Origin of the sequence: Ensifer sp. 2TAB8 (genome assembly GCF_052115125.1) — a bacterium.
Classification (GTDB): domain Bacteria; phylum Pseudomonadota; class Alphaproteobacteria; order Rhizobiales; family Rhizobiaceae; genus Ensifer.
This window is the reverse complement of the sequence record NZ_JBFRGB010000011.1, coordinates 33979-52833: the sequence shown is the minus strand read 5'-3', so window position 1 is coordinate 52833 and position 18855 is coordinate 33979. Positions and strand designations below refer to the sequence as shown.

The window sequence follows — 18855 nt, the reverse complement described above, 5'->3', positions numbered from 1 at the left end:
TCAGGCCCTCTTCAGACGCGGGTCGAGCAGCACATAGCTGACATCGACGACGAAGTTGGCGACGAGCATGGTGGCGGTCATGATCAAGAGCTGTCCTTGGATGACGGGGTAATCGCGGGCGAGGATCGCCTGGTAGAGGATGTTGCCGAGGCCCGGATAGTTGAACACCACCTCGGTCACCAGCGAACCGCCAAGCACCGTGCCGATGGCGATCGCAAGGCTCGACACGGTCGGCAGCAGGGCATTGCGCGCGGCATACCAGAGCATCACACGGGTATCGGAGAGCCCCTTGGCGCGGGCCATGACGATATAGTCTTCGCCGAGCAGATTGATCATGTTGTTGCGCATGGTTACGGCAAAGCCGCCGGTCAGAACGGCACAGAGCGTCAGCATCGGCAGGATGCCGTGATAGAGCAGGCTGCCGATATATTCGAGCGTGAAGGCCGGATCGAGCGCCGGGTCGGCGGCATAGCCGGTCGGGAACCAGCCGAGCGTGAAGCCGAAGGTGAAAACGACGATCAGCGAGGTGACGACGGCCGGAACCGAGGTCGCGAAGATCGCGCCGACGGAGACGATGACGTCGAACAGGCTGCCGCGCCGCCAGGCGGCAAGGATGCCGAGGAAGGTGCCGAGCGCGAAGCTGACGAGCGTCGCCGTGCCCATCAGGCCGACGGTCCAGATCAGCGCATTGCCGAGCACCGTCGTCACCGGCAGCGGGAAATACTTGATGGAGCGGCCGAGGTCGCCGCTGAAGATGCTGCCGAGATAGGTGAGGTATTGCTGCCAGAGCGGGCCGTCGACGAAGCCGAAAGTGAGTTTCAGGGCCTGCAGGCTTTCGGGCGGCAATTCGGCGCCAGCGCTCGAAAACATGATCTGCACCGGATCACCGGGCATCAGCCGCGGCAGAAAGAAATTGATCGTCGCCGCCGCAACGAAGGCCGCCAGATAGAAGCAGAAGCGGCGAAGCAGAAAGGCCATCGGGAACTCCATCGACTGCGGCTGCCGCAAGAGGGCGTCAGGCGGCAGGGCTGTCTTCTTGTCGCGGTCCGTTCCGGGTTGGAGACCGGACGAACCAAGGCGGGCGATCATCGCCCGCCGGGGATGCCGGATCCGGGCGTGGCGCACTCCCGCTAAATGGAGAGAACGCCACGCCTCAGATTCGGGTTACTTCACCGGCTCGAGTGCCAGCAGGTGCAGGAGACGCGCCGGGTTGTTGCGGGTGATCGACGGGTTGACGAAGGGGTTTTCCGCCGTTGCCCAGCCCTTGAAGCGCTTGGTGTTGTACTGGTACCAGTTCGGGTTGTTGAACACGGGCATCATGGGCATGTTCTCGGCCACGATCCGCTGTGCCTTGTTCATCGCTTCCTTCTGCTTGGCCGGGTCAGCCGTCTGGGTGAACTCGGTCAAGAGCGCCTCGACTTCCGGATTGAACCAGCGTTGCGAGGTGAAGCGCGTCTTGCCCTTGTCGCTCGAGCTGAAGGCGCGCTTGTAGGGGTAGTAGGGCGAGGCAGACGCCGGCAGGCTGTTGATCGCGGCGTCGAAGGTGCCGTTGATCAGGTTGCCGGTCCAGACGGCCTCTTCCGGCGTCTCGATCTTGGCGTCGAGGCCGACGGCCTGCAGGCCCTCGACGGCGATCGTCACGGTATCGATCCAGTCGGTCCAGGAACTCGGGACGATGATCGAGAAAGAGATCTTGCTGCCATCAGGATTGTCGCGGAAGCCGTCGCCGTCCTTGTCGGCATATCCGGCTTCGTCGAGCAGCGCCTTGGCGGCATCGGCATCGTATTTGCCGTACTTGCCGAAGTCGGCCGCAATCGACGGATCGGCCCAGCTCTTGTAGAGCTCGCCCATGCCGGCCGGGTCTTCGTTGAGCGTCGGGTAGCCGTAGCCCGCGACATCAACCATGGTGCCGCGGTCGAGCGCCATCGAGGCGGCGCGGCGGAACTTCACGTCGTTGAAGGCCTTGCGGTTGTTTTCGTTCGCGGTTTCCTGGTTGAACAGGAAGGCGACCATGCTGCTTGGCGAATACCAGAAGTGGAAGTGCTCCGGATCCTTGGCGACGTAGACGTTCTCGATATCCGGAATGAAGGAGACGCCCCAGTCGAGAGTGCCCGACGCGGTCGCCGTCAGGATCTGGTTGTTGTCGGCGAGCTGCGGGAAGCGCACGCAATCGATCTTCAGCGTTGCGGCGTCCCAGTAATGCGGGTTGCGGCACTGGTCGTAGGTCTGGCCTGTGAAGCGCGGGATCTCGGTCAGCGGACCGCTGCCGACAGGCGTTTCGTTGGCGAAGGTCACCGGCTCGGCGATATCCTTCCAGACGTGCTCGGGAACGATCGGCAGCTGCGCCAGCTGTTCGGCGGCGAGCGAGCTCGGATTGGCGAGGGTGAACCGCACGGTCTGGGCATCGACCGCTTCGACGCCGGTGATGAAGGTCCAGATGCTGACGAAATCGAGCGCCGGGAACTTCTTCAGGTAGTCGTAGGTGAACTTGACGTCGGTCGCCGTCAGAGGCTTGCCATCCGACCACTTCAGGTTCGGCCGCAGCTTGAACTCGATCGACTTCAGGTCGTCCGAGAGCTTGAAGCTCTCGGCCAAGCGGAAGACCGGTTTATTGTCGTCGAAGCGATTGAAGACGACGAGCGGCTCATAGATGAAATCGAGCGTGCTCTGGCGCGCCGACGTCTGGTTGAACGGGTTGAAGTTGCGAACCCAGGTGGTCGCCGGCTCGATATTGGCCGTCAGCACGGTCTGTGCCGCGGCCGGGCCGGCGATGAGGGCGAGCGCTGTGGCTGCGCCGAGAAGCGATTTTTTCACGGTAGTTCCCCTTTTAGATCGCTGGGATTTCTTTTTTCGGTCAGGCGACGAGGGCGCTGTTGAACATGTCCTCGACTTCCGCATGCACGGCCCGCACGTCGACCTTCAGCGTGCCCAGGCGGGCTTTTCCGGCGCCGATGCGTTTCTGGGCGGCGGCGGTCAGCGGGCTCGCGGCCTTGGCTGCCGCTTCGCTTTCAGCGAGATCGCCGTGGCTGTGGAGCGCGATGTCGAAGCCGGCATCGAGCACCTGGCGAACGCGCTCCGGCAGGGTGCCGCGCAGCGATTCCATGAAGATGCAATCGGAGATGAGGACGCCGTCATAGCCCATGTTGTTGCGGATGACGTCGTGCATGATCGGCGAGATCGACGCCGGCAGTTCCTTGTCGAAGGCCGAGTAGACGACGTGGGCGACCATCGCCCAAGGCGTGTCGCGCAGGGCAACGAAGGGCTTGAAGTCGGTGGATGTCAGCAATTCGCGCGAGGCGTCGACGACCGGGCGCTCCTTGTGTGAATCGAGCGTCGCGCGGCCGTGGCCGGGAATGTGCTTCATGATCGGCATGTTGCCGGTCTCGAGCAGGCCGTCGACCACTTCACGGCCGAGTGCTGCAATGAAGTCCGGGTCGGCGCCGAAGGCACGGGCGCCGATGACGGAGCTCGTCGTTGAGAAGACGAGGTCGAGCACCGGTGAGCAGCCGCTCGTCAGGCCAAGCTCGCTCATCATCGTGCCCATGGCCTGGCTCGAAAGGCGTAGCGCCTTCTTGCCGAGGGCAAAATCGTGGCGGGCAAGTTCGGCGAATTCGCCGAAAGAACGGAACAGCGGCCAGGGACCGGCGTCGAGATGCTGAACGCGGCCACCTTCCTGGTCGGTGAAGACGGGTGCGTCTTCGCGGCCGACCGCTTCGCGGAAACGCTCGATCAGCACCTTCACCTGGCCGGGTTCGCGCAGGTTGCGGCGGCCGACGAAGAGGCCGAGCGGGTTGGTTTCGCGGAACAGCGCGAATTCGTCGTCCGACAGCGTGGGGTTCGGAAGGCCGACGAAGAGGGCAAGCGGGGTCGAGGACATTGGGAGGCTCCGATAAATGGAAATTACTTGGAAGGGCGACGCAGCATGCCCTGGTAGATCCCCTTGTCGGGGGCGGGGATCGGCACGGCGCCGACGGTCTTTGCGTAGAAATCGACGGGGCCCGCGTCGCCGATGAAGGCATAGGCGTGGCCGAGCGTCTTCATGGTGTCGAGGCAGCCGGATAGCAGGGCGACGCCGATGCCCTTGCCCCGGGCTACGGGATCGACGCCCGTCGGGCCGAAGAAGCCTGGCGCCGTCGTGTCATAGCAGGCAAAGCCGACGAGCTTGCCGTCATCGACCGCGATGAGGCAGGCGACCGGTCGGCGTGTGAAGGCGACAGTCACCTCACTTGCCCAGTTTTCGCTGAAATTCGCGCGCACCCAGTCGACGACCAGGCCCATTTCCGGCGGCAAGGCGGGACGGATCGTCACCTTGTCGGTTTCGGTTCCGCGCTTGAGTTCACCGAGGATCGGCGAATACAAGCTCACCAGCATGTCAGGCATATGCTCCTCCACATATTCCCTTATTAAGGAATTGCTGCCTTTGTAATGCAATAGATGGAGCCAACCCGCCCGGCTTGTCAATCGCCAATCGTCAGATTCGGGGCGCTATCTTCTTTTTGCGCCCTCAGACATCGGCTGATGAAGCGCCCCGGAGACCGCGGCAATGGGGGCGAAATCCGGTCTCTCTCGGTTGTGTGGCCGCGGCGGCGGCGGTGGAAGAGAGGCGGCTGGAAGAGAGAGCAGAGCGTGTCGCCCCTCGAAATTGCACGTTTGTACAACTTTGTTCTTGAGTTGTTCGAAATATATCTTGATTTACAAAAACACTAAGTATCGATATTCATGCGCTCATAAAGTGTACGCTTAAGAAGAATGCTCCAATTTCGAGCGTGACCAAGTATTTCTTGAGAAGAAAAGTATCGTTTTCCTGCTTGTCGCCTGCATGGCTATTCTGCGGGACGCGTCAGAATGAACAGCGCGGGAAGCGCCATCGCCGCCGCAACGACGACGGCCAGCGTCAGGCTGGGATTGCCGAGAAAAAAGAAGAGGCCGAAGCTTGCGGCCATCAGGCCCACCGCTCCGGTTTTCGCGCGTTTGGAGATTGCTCCCCTTTCGCGCCAGAGCCGCAGCGAAGTCCCGAAGACGCGATGGTTGAGCAGCCATTGCTCCAATCGCGGCGATGCGCGGGCGAAGAGCCCTGCCGCCAGAAGCAGGAACGGGGTCGTCGGCAGGACGGGTAGAAAAGCCCCGACGACACCCAGCCCAACCATCAGCCACGCCAGGCAAAGACAGAGGATGCGAAGGGCGGGATTCATGCGCTGGCTCCGGTGAGCGTCATGCTTCGGAAGTCTCGACCGACGCCGTCGTGGACGTTTCACCCGGCGGCCAGCGGCGAAGCGCCTCGGCCCCCACCTCCGTCAGGGCGTAGATGCCACGGTCGATCCGCTCGAACCAGCCATAGACGTTGCTGAGCAGGATCTTGGCGGCATCGGGCGCCACGGCACGAAGGTCGCGTGGGCGTAGCTCACCGTTCTGCAGGGCCGCTGCACAGGCCAGGGCCTGCTGCCGATAGGCGGTCATGATCGGTGAGCGCGTGGCGCCGCCGGCGGTCGGATCACCCTTGCGGCGGCGGTGCTCGCTGATCAGGCGCGACCGCTTCCGGTTGTTCTTGCGTGGCAATATTGCGGAGGCCGCAAGAATGACGTCGACCATGCCGTTGTCGGCAACCGATAGCATGCCGAACCCAAGCCTGCGGCAAAGATCGCGGAAGCGGCGATCGCTTTCGCGCCCCTTCCCCTTGGCCGACACGCGGGCGGCGATCCACACCTCGTCGCCGGCAGTGGCGCGGTCTACGGCCTGCAAGATCAACTCGAGATTGAAGCTCAGCTTGAGCTCGCAGATGACGACGAGCGGCGGCTCGTCATCGCTGAGCGCAACCATATCGCAGCCGCCGATCTCGCCCTTGACGCTGTAGCCGCGGGTTTCGAGGAAGGTCTTGATCGGCTGATAGAGGGTCGTCTCCAAACCCGGGAATCCTGTTCTTGTCGAAATCGGGGAGGCTCAAGCAGTGAAACGTCGTTGTGAAGGAGACTAGCAGATAACCCCGATCACCGGACTTGTCATCACGTCGCAGCGACAAAGCGGGCTGACTTCGTTGCTCTGCGGAGCCCGCCGATGCAGTAGCAACCTCGCTTCGTCCTAACCTTGTGTTGTGCTATGATGCTTGCATGGGCGTCCTCCTCGGAGGCGTCGGGCATGCGAGGTTTTGACGACGGATGTTGCGAATCCTCACGCTGTTGTTTGTTCTGATCTCGTCCTTCGCGTTTCCAGCTTCGTCGCGGGCCGAAAACGATCGGGTCGCCTTGGTGCTACATGTCAACGGCGCCATTGGCCCTGCGACGGCCGAGTATGTCAGGCGCGGGCTGACGAAGGCAGAAGAGCGTCGCCTTCCGCTGGTGGTTCTGCAGATGGATACGCCTGGCGGTCTCGACATCTCGATGCGTGAGATCATCCGCGCGATCCTCTCTTCCCCGGTGCCCGTGGCGAGCTACGTGGCGCCGAGCGGCGCGCGCGCAGCGAGCGCCGGCACCTATATCCTCTATGCCAGCCATATCGCAGCCATGGCGCCGGGTACGAACCTCGGCGCTGCGACGCCAATTGCGATCGGCGGCGACATGTTCGGTCAGGGTAAGGACGGCGATACCGGCAAGGACGGCGACAAACAGCGGCCGGCGCAGAGCGCTGCCGAGGCGAAGATGGTCAATGATGCCGTGGCCTATATCCGCGGGCTGGCGGAGTTGCGGGGGCGCAATGTCGATTGGGCCGAAAAGGCGGTGCGCGAGGCTGCGAGCCTCTCAGCCGAAGCGGCTGTTCGGGAGAAGGTCGTCGATTTTACCGCCACCACGATCGCCGATCTCTTGAAACAGGCAAACGGCAGGACCGTGCATGCGGGTCAGCGGGAGATCGTGCTCGATACGGCGGGACTTGCAACCGAAGACTTCGTGCCCGACTGGCGCACCCGGCTGCTTACGGTGATCACCGATCCCAATATCGCGGTCATTCTGATGATGATCGGCATCTATGGTCTGATCTTCGAGTTCCTGTCTCCGGGGTCGGTGGCGCCGGGCACGATCGGCGGTATCAGTCTGCTGCTCGGGCTCTACGCGCTCTCGGTGCTTCCTGTCAGCTTTGCCGGCATCGGGCTGATCCTGCTCGGGATCGGATTGATGGTCGCCGAGGCGCATTCGCCTTCCTTCGGCGTGCTCGGCGCCGGCGGCAGTTTCGCACTGGTCCTGGGCGCGGCCATCCTCTTCGACACGGATACGCCGGGTTTCGCGGTCTCCTGGTCCGTGCTGGCAGCGCTTGCGGTTGCAAGCCTCGGCTTCAGTCTTTTGGTCGCTCGGCTCGCTTTCAGCTCGCGCCGTCATGCGGTGGTGACCGGCGGCGAACAGATGATCGGCCTCGCCGGTACGGTCGATAGCTGGACGGGGGCCGGCGGCTACGTCTACGCCCACGGCGAGCGCTGGCAGGCCGTCAGCACGGAAACGCTGTCGAGAGGCGAGAATGTGAAGGTCATCGGGCGGAACGGACTGACGCTCGAAGTGATCCGCGACGGGCAAAAGGCATAGCACCGCGGATCCGGTGAGGGCCCCGGTTAAAGCGCCCGGAATGGAGGAATGGTCATGGACATGTTCGGGAGCCTTGCTCCTTTTGCCGCGTTGCTGGTGCTTATCATTCTCGTCATCGCCTATTCGATCCGGATCCTGCGCGAATACGAGCGCGGCGTGGTTTTCACTCTTGGCCGGTTCACCGGCGTCAAGGGGCCGGGCTTGATACTGTTGGTGCCCTATGTGCAGCAGATGGTGCGGGTCGATCTCAGGACCCGGGTGCTGGACGTGCCGAGCCAGGACGTCATTTCCCATGACAACGTTTCGGTCCGTGTCAGCGCCGTAATCTATTTTCGGGTGATCGACGCCGAGAAATCGACGATCCAGGTCGAGGATTTCATGATGGCGACCAGCCAGTTGGCGCAGACCACCCTGCGTTCCGTGCTCGGCAAACATGATCTCGACGAGATGCTGGCCGAGCGCGACCGGTTGAACGACGATATTCAAAAGATCCTCGACAGCCAGACGGATGCGTGGGGCATCAAGGTGGCGACCGTGGAAATCAAGCATGTCGATATCAATGAGAGTATGGTCCGGGCGATTGCCCGCCAGGCCGAAGCGGAACGGGAACGGCGCGCCAAGGTGATCAATGCCGAGGGCGAGCAGCAGGCGGCTACCAAGCTGCTCGAGGCCGCCGAGATTCTGTCGCGGCAGCCTCAGGCCATGCAGTTGCGCTACCTGAGCACGTTGAACGTCATTGCCGGCGAGAAGAACTCGACCGTCATCTTCCCGTTCCCGATGGAGCTCGGCGGTCTGCTGGGCTTCAAACCCGACAAGCCGACCGGCTCGACCCAGGGGTGATCAGGCTGCTGCCCGGTCAAGCTGGGCGACCTTCAGCAGGTCGTCGACGGCACCAGGAGCTGCCGCCAACACCGGTGCCCAATGCGTCAGCGCCTCGCCGCGCGTCGGGAAGGGCAGCGTCCAGCCGCCGGCTTCCGTCACCAGGCAATAGCCGCCAAGGCAGTCCCAGGCATGCATGTAGGGTTCGTAGTAACCGACGAGGCGACCTGCCGCCACATAGGCGATCATCAGTGCGCCGGAACCGTTGCGCATGAAGTTGCCGCCGTTCGAGAGCAAGCGCTCGACGATGGCGCCCATCTCGCCAGGTTTCACCTGATCGTTTGCGCCAAGCCCGGTGACGGCGTTGCGGATCGTGCGTGTGCCATCGAGACGAAGCGGCTTGCCGTTCAGCGTTGCGCCCTTGCCCGCTGCGGCGGCGTAGAGTTCCTGATGGCAGGGTGAATGGATCACGCCGATCACGGGCTTTTCCGCATACACGACGGCGATCGAGACGCACCAGTTAGGCATGCCGTTGACGAAGGGCGTGGTGCCGTCGATCGGGTCGAGCACCCAGGTGAAGCCGGATGTGCCGTCGAGAAGACCATGCTCCTCTCCGAGCACGCCATCGTCAGGAAACGCGGCGGCGATCTTGTCGCGGATCAGCGTCTCGACGTTGCGGTCGGCGATCGACACGACGTCGTGCGCGTCGCGCTTGGTCTCGATGACGAGCGTTTCGCGCTTCAGGAAATAGTCGTAGGCGAGCCGGCCAGCCTCTTCGGCCATGGATTTGGCAAGCGCGAACCGGGCGTCGAGGCCGGCAATATCAGCGGTCATGCAAGTGTCCTTCTCGTATCCAGTTGTGAAAAGTCATGCGTCAATCAAAGCCAGGCCGCGGTTGCGGAAACCGATGGCGACCTCCGTTGCCGGAGATAGCATTTCCTCCACCGCCTGATCGACAACAAAGAGCAGACCCGCCGGCGTTTCGACCTCGTATTCGACGTGGCCGCCGAGATAGGCGGCGCTGCTGATCGTGCCGGAAAGGGCAGCACCCTTGGCCGGCGTCAGCGTCACCGCGTTCGGCCTTACGGCGAGTTTCGACGGACCCGGCCGGGCGCCCTTGGAGGGCAGGCGGTGCTCAAATCCGCCGATGCGGATCGTCGCCTGGCCGGCGTCAGCCGCGGTCACTTCGCAGGGCAGCACGTTGGCCTCGCCCATGAAGTCGGCGATGAAGGTGGAGGCGGGCGCCTCATAGAGGTCGCGCGGCGCGCCTTGCTGTGCGATCGCGCCATCCTTCATGACGATGATGCGATCGGAAACCGCAAGTGCCTCGTCCTGGTCGTGGGTGACGTAGACGGCGGTGAAGCCGAGGCGCTGCTGCAACTCGCGGATTTCCGTGCGCACCTTGCGGCGCAGACGCGCGTCGAGGTTGGACAGCGGTTCGTCGAGCAGCAGCACCTGCGGTTCGAGCACGAGTGCGCGGGCAACAGCGACGCGCTGCTGCTGACCGCCCGAAAGTTCGGCCGGGAGCCGCTGGCCGAGACCGCCGAGGCCGACGAGCTGCAGGCCTTCCTCTGCACGCTCGCGGGCTTCCTTCTTCTTGATCCCCGAGGATTCCAGCCCGTAAGCGACATTGTCGAGCGCGGACATGTGCGGGAACAGCGCATACGACTGGAAGACCATCGACACGTCGCGTTCGTTGGCCGGCAGCATGGTCACGTCCTTGCCGCCGATCAGGATCCGGCCGGCGGACGGGTGTTCGAGGCCGGCCAGCATGCGCAGCGTCGTCGTCTTGCCACAGCCGGAGGGGCCGAGCAGGGTCACCAGCGTGCCCGGCTCGATGGTGAGCGACAGGTCGTGGATGGCGGTGAAGCTGCCGAACTGCTTGCGCACGTTCTGGAAGACGACCGAGCCGGTGCGCGGGGTGTTCATGGAGGTGCTCATGCAGTTTTCTCCTGGGAGATGGTGTTGGACGAACGGGCCGGAGCGGCGCCGAGGACGCGGTTTTCGCGCCTCAGCTTGCGTTCGCCGACGAGGAGTTGCAGGCCGGTGATGACGGTGATCATCACCAGGATGAGGGCCGAGGAGTAGGCGATCGCCACGCCGAACTCGCCGTTTTCGACAAGGCCGACGATGTAGGCGGTTGCCATGTTGTATTCGGCGCTGACGAGGAAGACGACGGCGCTGATCGAGGTGATCGCCCGGACGAAGGAATAGACGAGGGCAGCGACGATGGCCGGCCTCAAAAGCGGCAGGATGACCTTGCGCAGCGTGCGGAAGCTCGTTGCCCGAAGGGTCAGCGATGCCTCATCGAGGCTCTTGTCGAGCTGGCTCATCGCCGCAATCCCGCCGCGTACGCCGACCGGCATGTTGCGGAAGACAAAGCAGGCGACGAGGATCAGCGCCGTGCCGGTCATTTCGAGCGGCGGCAGGTTGAAGGCGATGATGTAGCTGATGCCGATGACCGTGCCGGGAATGGCAAAGCTCAGCATCAGTGCGAACTCGAAGACGTCGCGGCCGGCAAAGCGCTGGCGCACGATGAGATAGGCCGTGAGCAGCCCCACCAGCGCCGTCAACGGAGCTGCGATCAGCGAGATCTCCATGGTCGTCCAGAAGGAGTTCCAGGCAACGCCGGTCCAGGCGATCGCGCCGTCGGCAAACGAGATCGAGAAGGCCTTGGCGTAGTGATCGAGCGTCAGCGAATTGTCGAGGCCCCAGGTTTTCACGAAGCCGCCGAAGAGGATCATGCCGTAGACGACGACGGTGAAGATCATCCAGGGGATGACGATCGCGTGGACGCCGATCGAGATGGAGCGTGGTAGTGCGCTGTGGGCACCGGAGTCACCCTTGCCGGTCACGGTCGAATAGTTCTTGCCGGCAAGCCAGTAGCGTTGCGCGACGAAGGCCGTGAGCGTGAAGCAGAGAAGGATGATGGCGAGCACGGCCGCGCGGGACGGGTCGTTCTGCGCGCCGACGACGGCAAAGAAGATTTCGGTCGAGAGCACGCCATGGCTGCCGCCGAGCACCAGCGGATTGCCGAAATCGGCCATGCTTTCGATGAAGCCGATAAGGAAGGCGTTGGCGAGGCCAGGCTTCATCAACGGCAGCGAGACGGTCCAGAAGGTGCGCCAACGATCGGCGCGCAGCGTCTGCGACGCTTCTTCCATGGAGGGGCTGACGCCTTCCACGACGCCGATCAGCACGAGGAACGAGATGGGAGTGAAGGAAAGGACCTGGGCGATCCAGATGCCGGTGAGGCCATAGAGCCAGCGGCCGGGCTCGATACCAAAGGCGTCCGAGAGAAACTCGGTGACGACGCCGGCGCGGCCGAAGAGCAGGGTCAGCGCGAGGCCGATGACGAAGGGCGGCGTGATGATCGGCAGCACCGTCAGAAGTCGCATGCCCTTCTTGAAGGGAAAGCGGGTGCGGGTGGCGACAAGCGCGAAGGCAAGGCCGAGCAGCGTCGAGCCGGATGCGGTCATCAGCGCCAGCCACAGGGTTCGCCAGGCGACGCCGCAGCGGCCCTCGCCGACGACGCAGCTCAAACTCCAGATCGAGGCGTCCTGGATGTTGCGGATGAACCCGTCCGGCTTGAACGAACCATCGAAATCCTGGACGGACGCTGCAAACATGCTGCCGACCGGGTAGAAGACGAAGACGATCGCGAGGGCAACGAGCAGGGAAATCGCCGCCACGATGAAGGCGTCGCCCTTCAGCACGCCGCGCTCGGCAAGTCCGAAGGCGAACATCAGAATGAAGGCAAGTGCCAGAAGCACGGAACCCGCGCCCATCGACGGCTGACCGTCCGAAAGTGGCCCGAACAGGGTCTCGCTGAACGTCCAGGTCCAGCCGGTGAAGCCGATCGCGAGCCCCTGGAGGGCGAGATAGAGGACGCCGGTTGCGCCAGCGATGGCAAGCAGAAGCCCGCGGTGGGCGGGATCGCGGACAAAGCGTGCTGCAGCGCAGATGCCGAGCAGCACCAGCGCCGCGATCAGCCACGGCTTACCATGGGCGAAGATCTGCATCAGGCCGGGGGCAACGGCCGGATCTCCTGGGAAATCGGCAAGCCAGCCGAGGCCGAAGAAGCCGCCTTCGATGCGATACCAGGGGACCGCCAAGAATGCGGCCAGTCCGAGCCCGAGCGTGAGGTCGAGCCTGCGGTTGCGATGTTCCATGACGGTCCTCGCGCAATTTGAAATGAAAGATGATGTGGCATCGCATCGCCGCGGCGCCTGCCGGAAGCGATGAACGACGGTTGGGACCGTTGGGCGGCGCGGCCGGATCGATCATCCGGCCGCGCCGTTCAGGTCGCTATCAGTTGGCGGTAGCGCCGACTTCGCGATCCCAACGCTCAAGCAGAGCCTTGCGCTTCTCGGCGTCGCCGAAGGTGGCGAAGTCGTAGTCGATCAGCTTGATGTCCTCGAACTTCGGTGCTTCCTTCGGCACTTCGGCCGACTTGTTGGACGGCAACTGGAAGGACTTGGCGTCCTTCATGCGCGACTGGACCTCGGGCTTCAGCGCCCAGTCGTACCAGGCCTTGGCATTGTCCAGGTTCTTGGCGCCGCGGATGATCGACATCGAGCCGATCTCGTAGCCGGTGCCTTCGCAAGGCGCGATCGACTTGACCGGGAAGCCTTCGGCAGTCTGCGCCACCGCGTCGTGCATGAAGACGATGCCGAGGCCGGCTTCGCCGCGTGCGGCCGCCTTCACCGGCGCCGAGCCGGACTTGGTATACTGCGCGATGTTGCCGTTGAGCTTCTTCAGATAATCGAAGGCCTGGTCCTCGCCCATGATCTGCACCAGCGAGGCAAGCGCGGTATAGGCGGTGCCGGAAGAATTCGGGTTGGCCATCTGGATCTCACCCTTCAGCGAGGCGTCGAGCAGGTCGGCCCAGCATTTCGGCTCTTTCAGGCCTTTCTTCGTGAAGATCTCGGTGTTGTAGCCCCAGCCGAGCGCTCCGGCATAAACACCGACGGTGCGATAGCCGGAGCCTTCAGCCTGCTTCTTCGCCCAATCCTGGAGCTGGTCCAGCATCGGCGACTTGTATTCGAGCGTCAGGCCGTCGGAGGCCGCCTGCAGATGCGGGTCGCCGGTGCCGGCCCACCAGATATCGGTCTTCGGGTTGCGCGCCTCCGCACGGATCTTGGCATAGGTCTCGCCCGAAGACAGGCGAACCATGTTGACCTTGATGCCGGTTTCCTTCTGGAAGTCGCCGGTCATCTGCTCGCAGATCACCACGTCCGCGGAGCAGATGAGGTTGAGGCTGCCGGCAGCCTGGGCCGGCAGGGCGGTTAGCGCCGTTCCGGCGAAGAGCATGAGGGAAAGGGTTGTCGTTTTCATTGGGGCATCCTCCTGTTGCCTGTTTTGAAACTGGTCTGAACGAGACACGGCGCGGCCATCGGCCTGCCCACCGGGCGGCACGTTCACGATTTCGGTTTTGTGGTTTTGCCAGAGCGGGATAGGGGGAAGATCTGCGCGATCCTTCGCCTGCGTCCCGCTCCGGTTTATTCGGCGGTCAGTTCGTCGCGGCGATCTCCGCGTCGAACCTTTTGAGCAAGCGACTTCGCTCTTCCGGCGAGCCGAAGGTGGCGAAGTCGTAGTCCACCATTTTGATCATCGAGATATCAGGTGCGGCGAGCGGCAGGCTCGAGCGCGCATTGGACGGCACCTGGTTCTGGCCGGAGGCAGCACCCGTGCCCTGGCCTTCCGGACTGAGCGCGAAGTCGACGAAGCTTTTCGCCGCCTCCAGATGACGCGCGCCCTTGACGATGCTGACGGCGCCGATCTCATAGCCGGTCCCCTCGCAGGGGGCGACGATGACGAGCGGTGAGCCTGCCTGTTTCTGGGTGACGGCATCGTGCATGAACGAAATGCCGATCAGCGTTTCTCCGCGCGCTGCCGCTTTCACAGGCGCAGAACCGGCGGTCGTGTACTGGTCGATGTTGCGATTGAGCGCCACGAGGAAGCGGAAGGCTTCATCTTCGCCGAAGAGCTGAACCAGTGTCGCAAGCGTGGTAAAGGCGGTGCCGGAGGAGTTCGGGTTGCCGCTGCGGATGCGACCGCGATACGCCTTGTCGGCGAGGTCCTTCCAGCAGGTCGGCGCCGGCAGCTTCAGTGCGTGCAGAAGATCGGCGTTATAGGCGAAACCGAGCGCTCCGGCGTAGATGCCCGCCGATCGGCCGCCGGATATGGCGAAGAAGTTCTGAGCCCAGGGCAGCATGTCGTGTTCATGCGCCGGCTGGTAGGGTTGAAGCAGGTTTTCGGATCCGGCCTGCAGATGGGTGTCGCCCGTGCCGCCCCACCAGACATCGACGGTCGGTGCATCTTTCTCGGCGCGCAACTGGTTGAGAATGTCGCCTGTGCTCCTGCGCGTCATCGAGATTTCGAGGCCGGACTTCGTTTCGAACGCCGTCTTCATCGTGGCGCACCACGCCTCGTCGACACCGCACAACACGGTGAGTGCCGGCGCCGTCRGGCCTGTGGTGGCGGTGCACAGCCACAGGGCCACGCCCGCACCGATAGCGGTAATGCCTCTCACGATGTCCTCCCATTTGGAACGCTCCCGTCCCAATCTCCGCAGTCAGGATGTCGATATTCCCCGCCTGTCGCAATCGGAGAATGGTTACCGTTCTTACAGCCTCGGGTGCTCCGCGCCGTTTCAAAATTACAAAGATTACAAATATGACAAATCACATAATGTGAGCTGCTTTGAACATTGGAACGGCCCCGCCTATGATGGGGGCGGGAGGACGTGCATGCTGAGTGAGAGGATACGGATTCTGATCGTCGAGGACGATCCGGACATGGCGGAGCTCATTTCCGATCTGGTGGAAGCGGAGGGCTGGCAGCCGCTGACCGCGCCATCGGCAGAGGCGGCAGCCAATGTCCTGGCGCGCGAGGCGGTGCATCTCGTGCTTGTCGACCATAACCTGCCGGGCACTTCAGGCCGTACTTTTGCGCAGCGGCTGCGGGCCCGAGCCAATATCGGCATCGTCATGGTGACGGCGGCAGGCAGTGCTGCCGACCGGGTGCTGGGACTGGAGACGGCGGCGGACGACTATGTCGTCAAGCCGTTCGAGCCGATCGAATTGACGGCACGCATCAAGGCCGTTCTCCGGCGGACCTATCCGTCGCTCAAGCCGGAACGGGAAAGCGAACGCGAACACGAGCCGGCATCGCTGAAACTCGGTGACTGGTCGATCGACCTCAGGAGCCGCCGGGCGGTTTGCCTGACCGATCCCTCGAGGTCGCTGACGAGCGCCGAGTTTGCGCTCCTCGAAATCCTGGCGGAGACGCCGAACATGCCGGTTGGCCGCGCGCAGATCCTCGACCGTCTCGGCGCCGAAAGCGACCGCTACATCGACCGGAACGTCGATGTGCTCGTGCTGCGGCTCCGGCGGAAGATCGAGCGTAACCCGGATCTGCCGCGCCACATAAAGACACGGCGCGGCAAAGGCTACGTGCTCGATACCGACGACGGCGAGCCGAAGCAGTGATCATTCGCCCGTTTCTCTCGTCGATTGCCTTCCGGCTGCCTTTCGCGATCGTTTTCATCTGCGTGCTCGTTTTCGGCCTTGCGACCGTCGCGGTCTTCGGCCTGCAGCGGGCGCGAGACGAGATGGCGGCCTATGGGCTGCAGGCGTTTTCCAGCCTTGCCCGGGCTTCGCTCGTGTCGCGCCAGGTATCGGACCTGGTGTCGAGCGCGCCGTTCCTGATGAACGCCACTTCGCCCTATCGGGTTTCGAGCGAGAGCCGTTCGGTGGTTGCCCAGGTCGATGCGCTGTTGCGCGCCATGGCGCCGCAGAACGGCAATGCGGCCGTCAAGGGTTTTGCCAGCGGACATATCGTAGAGCTTCTGGAGACCATCCGCACGCAGACGATGACGCTTGCCGGCGACGCGGAGTCGGCCCAGCAGCACAAGGCTGATGCGGCCGCGGCGCTGGGCGAGATCGCGACAGGCAGCGGCGTGGCTGATGCCGACTTCCGTCGCCGGCTCAATGCGATCGTGCAATCGGCATCCAATTCCGACAGCCTGTTTCAGCTCGGCGAGTTGCGCCGGCGCTACGTTGCCGAGACCTCGCCGCGCCTCGAACATGCCGCGCCTGACATCCGCATTTCCGCCGCGGAGATTGCGCCCTATGAACGCGTGTTCGAGGCGCAGACCCGCTATCTCCTGGAAATGTTTGCCATTCGCGCCGCCGTCGCGCAGTTGCACACCGTCTCGCGTGACCTCTCGCATGCGACGGAAACACAGAGCGAGGCCGTTGCCCGCGCCCTCAACGACGATCTCGTTTCCACCTCCGACGCGCTTAGCCGCCTGCTCGTCATCGTCGCCGTTGCCGCACTTCTCGTGCTGATCATGGCGATCTTCTCCATTCGTTCGGTCATGCGCGTGTCGCGCGGCATCGTCTCGCTGTCCAACGGCATGAACGCGCTGGCGGAGGGGCGCCGGGACGTCGACCCGCCGACCTACAAGGGATCGGAAACGGAGTTCGTCCAGCTGCTGGAGGCCTTCAGCGCGTTCCGCGAAAGCGTCGAGCGCGTGTCGCGGCTTCGCCGTACGGCGGAGGCGGCGGCGCGCACCATTCGCTCCACCTTCCGCAACATGAACGAGGGCATCGCACTCTTCGATCCGACCGGCAGGCCGATCACGATGAACCGGCGGGTCATGGAGCTCGTCGGTTGGCCGGGCTCGGCGCGGAAGCTGCCGCTGCGCAACTTCGTGAGCCCGATGCCCGAGATCGATCCGGCGCTGCTGCCTGCCGATCGCGATGCGGGCACACTCGGTGACCGGCTCGTGCTCAGGCATCGCTCCGACGCCGGCCGTGTGACGGAGGTCTCGCTGTCGCGGCAGCCGGATCGTGGCATCGTGTTGCTGGCGCGGGATGTCACCGACATGGATCGGCAGGAGGCCGAAGCGGCCAAGGCCCAGCGCCTCGATGGCATCATGCGCATGACGCATCAGGTGAGCCACGAAGTTGGCAACATGATCGGCATCATTACCGGCAGTCTGGGGCTCTTGGAGCGGGATACCGGTTTCAACGATAGGCAGAAGCGCCACATCGCCCGCATCCGCAAGGCGGCCGATCGTGGCCGTTCGCTTGCCTCTAGCATGTTGTCCATCGGCAGCCAGCACCCGATCCAGCCGGGCGCACTGGAGGTTGGCGCGGTGTTGCGTGGGATGGCCGACGTGCTGGAAATTGCCGTCGGCGAGAAATGCCGCCTAACCTTCCAGATCGCCGACGACCTGCCCAATGTGCACCTCGATGCCGCGCTGTTCGAGCAGGCGATCCTCAATCTCTGCCTCAATGCCGCCGCCGCCATGCCTCTCGGCGGCACGATCCTCATCCGCGCCGTCCGCGCGGACGCAGATGTCGTCGTCTCCGTCACCGACGATGGCATCGGCATGTCGCCGGAAGCGGCGGACAAGGCGTTCGAACCCTATTTTACCACGCGTGAGGGGGAGGGTGGGGTCGGCCTCGGCCTCGCGGTCGTCTACGGCTTCGTTCGGCAAAGCGGAGGCGACGCCCGTATCCTATCCCAGCCGGGGAGAGGAACGACCGTCGAACTGGTGTTTCCGAGCTGAAACGGGTGCCAAGGGTCGACTTGCAGCCTATCGAGTTCGCCGCCGCCCGAGCCGCTGGACGGCGGCATCGATGCGCTCGCCATTGTCGGTGAAGATCGGCCAGAGCCAGGTCATCAACCATAGCATCATCAGCCAGGCGAGCACGACGTCGGAGAGGAAGTGTGCGCCAAACACGATGCGGTTGAGCGAGAAGGCGAGGATCAACGGGATGACTGCGATGATGGTCGCGCGGCGCCAATGAACGGGCAGGAGCAGGGCAAGCGCTACGAGGGCGATCGCCGTTGCGGACTCGCCAGAAGCAAAGGAGCAGCTGCGCGAGCAGGCGCTTGAGACCTGCCAGGCGGGCGTGAACGGCAGGCTGCCGCCGAAATCCGTGATGTCGTAGGGGCGGGCGCGGCCGACCAGTCGTTTCAAGGCCTGGATCAGGAGGCCGGGACCGAAAGCATAGAACGTAAGGAAGAACAGTGCCTTGTGCGGCCGCAATAACCTCGGGCGCAGTGTGACTGCCTGAACGACCAATAGGAACAGGACGCACGGCAGGATGAAATACGGCAGGATGCGATTGAAGTCGCGAAGTGCGCGTAGCGCGGGCTCGCGGGAAAGCGGAAAGTCACCCGCTGCGGAGGCCGCCCAGCGCGAGACGACGAGGTCCATGCCGGGAAAGGCCATGAAAACGAAAGCCGCACAAATGGTCAGCGCGCCGGCAACGGCGATCGGCTGATCCTCCATGCGGGCACGGGCCCGCCCGGCCCATAGACCCGGGCTGGCGCGCAACCGTCGGATGCCGTTTGCAGATATTGCCGTGGATTGAAAAAGGCTGGGCATGCCGGTGTCTCGCAGTTTGACGGTGTGTGCGGGCCGGACGTTTGCTTTGCTTTGTCAAGGGTAAGCGGAGGATCGGGGAGCTCTTGGCGCGCAGGGCAAAAGGGTTGTCAAATACACCTTTTG

Annotated in this window: 16 protein-coding genes; 4 read left to right on the top strand and 12 right to left on the bottom strand. The window is 63.6% G+C overall.

The annotated features are described in order from the left end of the window. The 6 genes from AB4Z53_RS18825 to AB4Z53_RS18800 all read right to left on the bottom strand — a co-directional run bounded on the left by AB4Z53_RS18825 (position 1) and on the right by AB4Z53_RS18800 (position 5901). Positions 1 to 978 carry an ABC transporter permease gene (locus tag AB4Z53_RS18825; protein WP_441597316.1) on the bottom strand — a complete coding sequence of 326 codons (978 nt, stop codon included), beginning with the start codon at positions 976 to 978 and terminating at the stop codon, positions 1 to 3. A 186-nt stretch (positions 979 to 1164) separates the two neighbouring features. After that, positions 1165 to 2814 (bottom strand): ABC transporter substrate-binding protein, encoded by a 1650-nt coding sequence (locus AB4Z53_RS18820; RefSeq protein ID WP_441597084.1) that lies wholly within the window; start codon positions 2812 to 2814, stop codon positions 1165 to 1167. Between the two features lie 40 nt (positions 2815 to 2854). Beyond that, positions 2855 to 3877: a glycoside hydrolase family 3 N-terminal domain-containing protein gene (locus tag AB4Z53_RS18815; protein WP_441597082.1), complete on the bottom strand. Its 1023-nt coding sequence runs from the start codon at positions 3875 to 3877 to the stop codon at positions 2855 to 2857. 23 nt (positions 3878 to 3900) lie between these two features. Beyond that, on the bottom strand, positions 3901 to 4380 hold the full coding sequence (locus AB4Z53_RS18810) for a GNAT family N-acetyltransferase (RefSeq protein WP_113538550.1): 480 nt from the start codon (positions 4378 to 4380) through the stop codon (positions 3901 to 3903). Positions 4381 to 4823: 443 nt separating this feature from the next. Then, positions 4824 to 5192 carry a YbaN family protein gene (locus AB4Z53_RS18805; protein WP_441597080.1) on the bottom strand — a complete coding sequence of 123 codons (369 nt, stop codon included), beginning with the start codon at positions 5190 to 5192 and terminating at the stop codon, positions 4824 to 4826. A 19-nt stretch (positions 5193 to 5211) separates the two neighbouring features. Next, on the bottom strand, positions 5212 to 5901 hold the full coding sequence (locus AB4Z53_RS18800) for a DUF2161 domain-containing phosphodiesterase (RefSeq protein ID WP_441597078.1): 690 nt from the start codon (positions 5899 to 5901) through the stop codon (positions 5212 to 5214). 251 nt (positions 5902 to 6152) lie between these two features. Between AB4Z53_RS18800 and AB4Z53_RS18795 the strand changes: the two genes are divergently transcribed. After that, entirely contained in the window at positions 6153 to 7505 is a 1353-nt protein-coding gene (locus tag AB4Z53_RS18795; RefSeq protein WP_441597076.1) for an NfeD family protein, read from the top strand. Between the two features lie 54 nt (positions 7506 to 7559). Further along, positions 7560 to 8345, top strand: coding sequence for a slipin family protein (locus tag AB4Z53_RS18790; protein WP_113538554.1), 786 nt, complete (start codon positions 7560 to 7562; stop codon positions 8343 to 8345). On the opposite strand, the gene AB4Z53_RS18785 is transcribed toward AB4Z53_RS18790, so the two are convergent. The 5 genes from AB4Z53_RS18785 to AB4Z53_RS18765 form a co-directional block, all read right to left on the bottom strand. Next, entirely contained in the window at positions 8346 to 9158 is an 813-nt protein-coding gene (locus AB4Z53_RS18785; protein WP_441597073.1) for an inositol monophosphatase family protein, read from the bottom strand. It abuts the gene before it with no gap. Positions 9159 to 9191: 33 nt separating this feature from the next. Further along, positions 9192 to 10253 (bottom strand): ABC transporter ATP-binding protein, encoded by a 1062-nt coding sequence (locus AB4Z53_RS18780; RefSeq protein ID WP_043622955.1) that lies wholly within the window; start codon positions 10251 to 10253, stop codon positions 9192 to 9194. A gap of 8 nt (positions 10254 to 10261) precedes the next feature. After that, positions 10262 to 12496, bottom strand: coding sequence for an ABC transporter permease (locus AB4Z53_RS18775; protein WP_441597071.1), 2235 nt, complete (start codon positions 12494 to 12496; stop codon positions 10262 to 10264). Positions 12497 to 12635: 139 nt separating this feature from the next. Further along, positions 12636 to 13661 carry an ABC transporter substrate-binding protein gene (locus AB4Z53_RS18770; RefSeq protein ID WP_113538557.1) on the bottom strand — a complete coding sequence of 342 codons (1026 nt, stop codon included), beginning with the start codon at positions 13659 to 13661 and terminating at the stop codon, positions 12636 to 12638. Between the two features lie 175 nt (positions 13662 to 13836). After that, complete coding sequence (locus tag AB4Z53_RS18765; RefSeq protein ID WP_441597069.1) at positions 13837 to 14859, bottom strand: ABC transporter substrate-binding protein; 1023 nt, start codon at positions 14857 to 14859, stop codon at positions 13837 to 13839. Between the two features lie 217 nt (positions 14860 to 15076). Here AB4Z53_RS18765 and AB4Z53_RS18760 point away from each other — a divergent pair, with 217 nt between their 5' ends. Both AB4Z53_RS18760 and AB4Z53_RS18755 read left to right on the top strand, forming a co-directional pair. Next, positions 15077 to 15817 carry a response regulator transcription factor gene (locus AB4Z53_RS18760; RefSeq protein ID WP_223728532.1) on the top strand — a complete coding sequence of 247 codons (741 nt, stop codon included), beginning with the start codon at positions 15077 to 15079 and terminating at the stop codon, positions 15815 to 15817. After that, positions 15814 to 17907, top strand: coding sequence for an ATP-binding protein (locus AB4Z53_RS18755; RefSeq protein ID WP_441597066.1), 2094 nt, complete (start codon positions 15814 to 15816; stop codon positions 17905 to 17907). Before AB4Z53_RS18760 ends, AB4Z53_RS18755 begins: the two co-directional genes overlap by 4 nt. A 27-nt stretch (positions 17908 to 17934) precedes the next feature. On the opposite strand, the gene AB4Z53_RS18750 is transcribed toward AB4Z53_RS18755, so the two are convergent. Next, complete coding sequence (locus AB4Z53_RS18750) at positions 17935 to 18732, bottom strand: phosphatase PAP2 family protein (protein ID WP_441597064.1); 798 nt, start codon at positions 18730 to 18732, stop codon at positions 17935 to 17937. Positions 18733 to 18855 lie beyond the last annotated feature (123 nt).